General features: G+C 70.0%; 6 protein-coding genes and 1 tRNA gene. 2 read left to right on the top strand and 5 right to left on the bottom strand.

Annotated features, from left to right (window positions below):
• Window positions 1–125: 125 nt before the first annotated feature.
• The 3 genes from ACY34J_RS22255 to ACY34J_RS22245 form a co-directional block, all read right to left on the bottom strand.
• Window positions 126–198: transfer RNA gene (locus ACY34J_RS22255), tRNA-His, on the bottom strand.
• A 152-nt stretch (window positions 199–350) separates the two neighbouring features.
• The gene (gene orn / locus ACY34J_RS22250) at window positions 351–956 is read right to left on the bottom strand and encodes an oligoribonuclease (RefSeq protein WP_462728284.1); all 606 of its coding nucleotides are present in this window, start codon (window positions 954–956) and stop codon (window positions 351–353) included.
• A 5-nt stretch (window positions 957–961) separates the two neighbouring features.
• The gene (locus ACY34J_RS22245; RefSeq protein ID WP_462728283.1) at window positions 962–2,209 is read right to left on the bottom strand and encodes a helix-turn-helix domain-containing protein; all 1,248 of its coding nucleotides are present in this window, start codon (window positions 2,207–2,209) and stop codon (window positions 962–964) included.
• A gap of 835 nt (window positions 2,210–3,044) precedes the next feature.
• Between ACY34J_RS22245 and ACY34J_RS22240 the strand changes: the two genes are divergently transcribed.
• Together ACY34J_RS22240 and ACY34J_RS22235 are read left to right on the top strand one after the other, a co-directional pair.
• Window positions 3,045–3,566: a universal stress protein gene (locus ACY34J_RS22240; protein WP_462728282.1), complete on the top strand. Its 522-nt coding sequence runs from the start codon at window positions 3,045–3,047 to the stop codon at window positions 3,564–3,566.
• Between the two features lie 372 nt (window positions 3,567–3,938).
• Window positions 3,939–4,127 (top strand): hypothetical protein, encoded by a 189-nt coding sequence (locus ACY34J_RS22235; protein ID WP_462728286.1) that lies wholly within the window; start codon window positions 3,939–3,941, stop codon window positions 4,125–4,127.
• On the opposite strand, the gene glmS is transcribed toward ACY34J_RS22235, so the two are convergent.
• Both glmS and ACY34J_RS22225 read right to left on the bottom strand, forming a co-directional pair.
• Window positions 4,114–5,928: a glutamine--fructose-6-phosphate transaminase (isomerizing) gene (gene glmS / locus ACY34J_RS22230; protein ID WP_462728281.1), complete on the bottom strand. Its 1,815-nt coding sequence runs from the start codon at window positions 5,926–5,928 to the stop codon at window positions 4,114–4,116. The genes ACY34J_RS22235 and glmS overlap by 14 nt on opposite strands.
• A gap of 38 nt (window positions 5,929–5,966) precedes the next feature.
• Complete coding sequence (locus tag ACY34J_RS22225; RefSeq protein WP_462728280.1) at window positions 5,967–6,242, bottom strand: hypothetical protein; 276 nt, start codon at window positions 6,240–6,242, stop codon at window positions 5,967–5,969.
• Window positions 6,243–6,358: the final 116 nt, after the last annotated feature.

Raw genomic sequence — 6,358 nt, 5'->3', positions numbered from 1 at the left:
CCTAGCGCGCCCCGGCCGGCTTTCGCCCCCCATCCAGCCGGGGCGCGCGCCTTTTCCGCTGCCGCGGCTCGGAGCAAAAGCGAAGGCCCCGCCTGTCTCCACAGGCGGGGCCTTCGCTCACTCAGGGTGAGTAACGGGACTCGAACCCGCGACATCCTGGACCACAACCAGGTGCTCTACCAGCTGAGCTATACCCACCGCGACCGGCGCTTTCCGCACCGGCCGAGAAAAGTGTACAGGGTCCGGCGGGATGCTCGCTCCCGGCCTGTCGCGGGTCGCGTACGGTCGCGGCCGTATCACATACGGGTCGCAGACCGTCCGCGCGGGCCCGCGGAGCGCCGGGAGCGAGTTCACCGCTCCGCCGGGAGTACGTGCCTCGCCGCGATCGCCTTGGCGGTGTCGGAGTCCGGTCCGGGCGGCGGCACGAAGACCGCCTCCCGGTAGTAGCGCAGCTCAGCGATGCTCTCCCGGATGTCCGCGAGCGCGCGGTGGTTGCCGTTCTTCTCGGGGCTGTTGAAGTACGCCCGCGGGTACCAGCGCCGGGCCAGCTCCTTCACGGACGACACATCAACGATCCGGTAGTGGAGGTGGTCCTCCAGCGTCGGCATGTCACGCAGCAGGAAGCCCCGGTCGGTGCTGACGGAGTTCCCGCACAGCGGCGCCCTGCCCTTCTCCGGCACATGCTTCCGGATGTAGGTCAGGACCTGCTGCTCCGCGTCCGCCAGCGTCGTACCGCCGTCCAGCTCGGCCAGCAGGCCGGAGGCGGTGTGCATCTCGCGCACCACCTCGGGCATGTTGGCGAGCGCCTCTTCCGGCGGGCGGATCACGACATCCACGCCCTCGCCGAGTACGTTCAGCTCCGAGTCGGTGACCAGCGCGGCCACCTCGATGAGCGCGTCATCGGCCAGCGAGAGACCGGTCATCTCGCAGTCGATCCACACCATGCGATCGTTCATATGTCTCACCCTACGGGGCGGTCCCGCTGACCGGGCAGCTGCGGCCGCCCAGGCAGCCTGGGGGCGTAGGCGTCAGACTCCGGCTTGCCCGGCTCAGGCGCCCCGGACAGGCCGCCGCCCATCCCGGACCGGCGCAGCGGTCCGGACCCGCCCGCCTGCTCCGGGGCCTGCCGCTGCTCGGCGATCTCCGGCCGGTCGAGACGGTCCGCCCGCTCCGGACGGTCGCCCGCACCGCTCTGCGGCCGCCGGGCCCGGTACGCCGCCCGGTACGCCGCGGGGGAGGACCCCAGCTGCCGCCGGAAGTGCCCGCGCAGCGCGACCGGCGAGCGGAAGCCACAGCGCCCGGCGACCTCGTCCACCGAGTAGTCCGAGGTCTCCAGAAGCCGCTGGGCCTGGAGCACGCGCTGGGTGATCAGCCACTGCAGGGGAGCGCTCCCCGTGAGCGACCGGAACCGCCGGTCGAAGGTGCGGCGGCTCATATAGGCGCGGGCGGCCAGGGTCTCCACGTCGAACTGCTCATGCAGATGCTCAAGCGCCCAGGCGACAACCTCAGCCAGCGGATCCGCGCCGATCTCCTCTGGTAAAGACCTGTCCAGATATCGCTCCTGTCCCCCGCCGCGGCGCGGCGGTACGACCAGCCGGCGGGCCAGGGCTCCGGCCGCCTCCGCGCCGTGATCGGTGCGCACGATATGCAGACACAGATCGATGCCGGCGGCGGTCCCGGCGGAGGTGAGCACGTCGCCGTCGTCCACGAACAGCTCGCGCGGGTCGACATGGACGGACGGATAGCGTTTGGCGAGCGTCGGCGCGTACATCCAGTGGGTGGTCGCGGGCCGGCTGTCCAGCAGCCCGGCTGCCGCCAGCACGAAGGCGCCGGTGCACAGCCCGACGATCCGGGCGCCCTCCTCGTGTGCCCGGCGCAGCGCGTCCAGGGCCTCCTCCGGTGGCGGCGCGGTTATCGACCGCCATGCCGGTACGACGACCGTGCCCGCCCGTGACAGCGCCTCCAGCCCGTACGGCGCCGTCAGTTCGAGTCCCCCGGTGGTGCGCAGCGGCGCGTCCTCGCCGGCACACACCAGCAGCCGGTAGCGCGGGACGCCCGCGTCCTGGCGGTCGATGCCGAACACGGAAAGTGGGATGGAGCTTTCGAAGATGGGCCCGCCGCTGAAGAGCAGCACTGCGACGATCTCCCGGCGACGTCGCCCGGAAAGTTTCCGCGCGGCCTCCGGTACGGTCGTGGAGTCCTGGCTCATGGATCTAAGCCCCCCTCGGTGGTCGCGTCCTCTCGGTCCTGCACGTTTCCCCTCGGTCCTGCACAAGTCCCCCGCCGTGAATGGCCAAGATCGAATCTACTGTGTCGTATGAGGTTGGCGTGACAAGTTCACCACCCACCCGTATGTCGACATGACAACTTGGCGTGAAGCATTCGATCACGAAGCGTCGCACTCGACAGCTTCGCTGGGAAGTGCGCCTCACCGTCCCAGCCCCGTCCTCGTAGGGTGCCCGAGCCCCCTACGGTCCTTTCCCCGCAGGCCCGAAGGGCGCGGAAGCAGCCACCGTCAACGGTTGTAACGCGACTGGAAGTTGGCCGAAAAAGGTCGGGCTCAGTTGTACGAGCCGGTCGTTCTCCTGGCGTATGTCCTGTCCGCCGCTGTCCGGCTCCAGGTCCGTAGGCCCGACTGGGCGCGCTGGTTGTCGCCGTCGGCGCGCCTGCGGGTGATGTCGCTCAACGGGGCGGTGGGGTCACTCAACGGAGTGGTGACGGGGTGACCCTGTCACCAGGGAACCCAGGCCTCCGTATGGCTTTCCACCGCTGGGCGTGCGAGGGGGCATTGCGCTACGGGCGCGGCTCCGGCATGCTCCCCGGAAGCCGCGCGAGCGGCTGTCACGGTGGCCGCCCCCGAACGCCGGGGCGGGCTCTGGGCAGGCGGGGAGTGTCGCCGTACCCTTGTGGGTAAGGGCTTGGGAAGATGATTCCCGGACACACCCGGGGGTCCGGGGTCGCGTCCCGTGATGTGCAGCACCCGCTGCGAGCCCGTCCCGCAACCGTCGTTCCCTCCCAAGAGGACATCCTTCGCCGAGACACCGATGGCCCGTCACGAATTCCACGAACCAGCGGACCGCAAGCGGGTCGCCGATCAGATGGCGCACCTCGAGGCGGAGGAGCAGGCGCGCCACCCTTGTGATCCGGCGTTCCAGCACGGCGTGGTCGTCGGTTTCGACGGCTCGACATCGAGCGAACGCGCCCTCGCCTACGCCATCGGCATGGCGCGGCGGTCCGGATCCGGCTTGATCATCGTGCATGTGGCCAACCGGCTGCCGACCACTGTCTGGGCGGGCTGTGAGCCGCCGGTGTTCGTGGATGTGCCCGATCACCGCACCGAGGTGCTCGGCTTGGAGCTGGCCTGTGCGGACCACCTCAGCGAGGTGCCCTGGATCCTTGTCGAGCGGGGCGGGGACATCTGCCATGAGCTGGAGGAGGTCGGCCGGGAGTACGCGGCCGACGCGATCGTGGTCGGCTCCACGCACGGCATCGTGGGCCGGATCTTCGGCTCCGTCGCGGGGCGGCTCGCGCGGCGCGCGCAGCGTCCCGTTGTCGTGATCCCTTAGCTCAACTCCGCCGCGAGGAAGCGGAATGTACTCCCGGCAGCCCTGAAGTCGATAGATCTACCCATGCGTAACGCGTGCATGGCGCTGCCCCGCCGGGTAGATACGGGACACCGTGCCGCAATCGTGCTGCCGCTCGGGGGGTGACGGGTCCCTGGGCAGGCGGCCCTCCTGGCAGGTGTGTTGGGCGATGCCGGCGCCAGGGGGAGGCGGTCCCCCGCGCGCCGGTGGCCAGCGCGGGGGGCCCTTGTGCGGCTGAACCTCCCCCTGGAGGCACCTCCCGGGCCGTCAGGCCCAGGGGGACTACCGCTGGGAGCTGCCCCCAGCCGCTCTCGCGGAGGTGGTGGCCCGCCGTAGGGGTTGCTCGATTGAGGGTTGCTGGAGTTCCAGTGGTGGGTACTGGAGTTCCAAGCCACGGAGCTGGCCAAGGAGGGCAAGATCGACCGCTCGGCGCTGAAGCAGGCGATCGACCGCTACCAGCTGCTCGACGCGGCAGCGGCCGACCCGGGCCCTGCGGGCGGCGAGGGGTGGGTGCTGGAGTCCAGCCGGGTTACTCCACGGTGACCGACTTGGCCAGGTTTCGGGGCTTGTCGATGTCCCGGCCGAGGGCCAAGGCCGTGTGGTAGGCGAGGAGTTGCAGCGGAATGCCCATCAGGATCGGGTCCAGCTCGACCTCGTTCTTCGGCACCACGATGGTGTGATCGGCCTTCTCCTGCTCCTGGTGGGCGACCGCGAGGATCTGGCCGCTGCGGGCCTTGATCTCCTCCAGCGCGGCGCGGTTCTTCTCCAGCAGGTCGTCGTCCGGCACTATCGCGACCGTCGGCAGCGCGGGCTCGATCAGCGCGAGCGGGCCGTGCTTCAACTCCGAGGCCGGATATGCCTCGGCGTGGATGTAGCTGATCTCCTTGAGCTTCAGGGAGGCTTCGAGGGCCACCGGGTAGCCGCGGACCCGGCCGATGAACATCATCGACGTGGCGTTCGCGTACTCGTCCGCCAGCTTCTTGATCTCCGGCTCCAGAGCCAGGATCTCGGAGATCTGCTCCGGCAGCTTGCGCAGACCGGCGATGAGCCGCTTGCCGTCGGCGACCGAGAGGTCCCGGATCCGGCCGAGGTGCAGGGCCAGCAGCGCGAAGGCCACCACCGTGTTGGTGAAGCACTTGGTGGAGACGACGCAGACCTCGGGGCCCGCGTGCACGTACACGCCGCCGTCGGTCTCGCGGGCGATCGCCGAACCGACCACGTTCACCACGCCCAGCACGCGGGCGCCCTTGCGCTTGAGCTCCTGCACGGCGGCGAGGGCGTCGTAGGTCTCGCCGGACTGGGAGACCGCGACGTAAAGGGTGTCGGGGTCCACCACCGGGTTGCGATAGCGGAACTCGGACGCCGGCTCCGCGTCGGCCGGAATACGGGCCAGCTCCTCGATCAGCTGCGCGCCGATCAGGCCGGCGTGGTACGAAGTGCCGCAGCCGAGGATCTTCACCCGGCGCACGCCGCGTGCCTCGCGGGCGTCGAGGTTCAGCCCGCCGAGGCGGACGGTGGAGAAGCGGTCGTCGATCCGCCCGCGCAGCACCCGGTCCACAGCGTCCGGCTGCTCGCTGATCTCCTTGTGCATGTACGTGTCGTGGCCGCCCATGTCGTATGACTCGGCCTCCCACTCCACAGTGGTCGGCGCGGCCGAGGTACGGCTGCCCTCGGTGGTGTACGTGCGGTAGTCGTCGGCCTTGAGGGTGGCCATCTCGCCGTCGTCGAGGGTGACGACCTGGCGGGTGTGGCTGACGAGGGCGGCGACGTCGGAGGAGACGAACATCTCGCGCTCGCCGATGCCCAGCACCACGGGGGAGCCGTTGCGGGCGGCGACGATCCGGTCCGGGAAGCCGGCGTGCAGCACGGCGATGCCGTACGTGCCCTCGACCAGGCGCAGCGCCTGGCGGACCTTCTCCTCCAGGGTCTCGGCCTGCGAGCGGCCGATCAGATGGGCGAGCACCTCGGAGTCGGTCTCGGAGGCGAGCTCCACGCCGTCGGCGGTCAGCTTGGCGCGCAGCTCGGCGGCGTTGTCGATGATGCCGTTGTGGACGATGGCGACCTTGCCGTCGGCGTCCAGGTGCGGGTGCGCGTTGGTGTCGTTCGGTGCGCCGTGGGTGGCCCAGCGGGTGTGGGCGATACCGGTGGTGCCGGCGAAGCGCTTGGGGAGCTTGCTCTCGAGCTCACGGACGCGGCCCTTGGCCTTGACGGTCTTCAGGCCGCCGCTCTTGCCGCTGATGGCGAGACCGGCGGAGTCGTAACCGCGGTACTCCAGGCGCTGGAGGCCCTCCAGCAGCAGCGGAGCCACATCTCGTTTACCGATATATCCAACGATCCCGCACATAGAGGTCCCTCCCTGGTTCGGGTACTTTCCGGGCTCGCTCAGCCGTAGACGATGCGGCGCAGCTGCCGCTGCGAGAGTTCCGGCGGCGCCACGGCGCGGTGCGGCAGCTCGGCCGCGATCCGCTCGAAGATCTCCGCGTTCGTCAGCCCTCGGGACTGCAGCTCGCGGTGACGGCGGCGGACGAACTCCTCGGTCGTCTCGTCGAAGTACGCCAGCACGTCCAGAACCACCCTGGCAGCTTCGCCGCGCTGCAGCGGCGTGCTGCGGACCAGGTGGTCGACGAGGTCGTCGTGGGAGGTGGGGCGCTCGAGCACCCGTCGATATTGAGGGTTGGGGGGCTGGTTTTGCAAGAATCCTGCCCGATATCGGGCAGCGACCCCGAGATCGCAGGAGTCGGCGGGTTTTTTCCTTGTCCAGCGGCGGGTGGCGC

Source organism: Streptomyces sp. HSS9-12 (assembly GCF_054963655.1).
Note: the sequence above shows the minus strand (reverse complement) of the source record. Positions and strands in the feature narration are given on the sequence as shown.

What these genes read in the sequence shown, in the direction of transcription:
- glmS (WP_462728281.1), bottom strand. Translation starts at nt 5,928, where the DNA reads ATGTGCGGGATCGTTGGATATATCGGTAAACGAGATGTGGCTCCGCTG.
- orn (WP_462728284.1), bottom strand. Translation starts at nt 956, where the DNA reads ATGAACGATCGCATGGTGTGGATCGACTGCGAGATGACCGGTCTCTCG.
- ACY34J_RS22245 (WP_462728283.1), bottom strand. Translation starts at nt 2,209, where the DNA reads ATGAGCCAGGACTCCACGACCGTACCGGAGGCCGCGCGGAAACTTTCC.
- ACY34J_RS22240 (WP_462728282.1), top strand. Translation starts at nt 3,045, where the DNA reads ATGGCCCGTCACGAATTCCACGAACCAGCGGACCGCAAGCGGGTCGCC.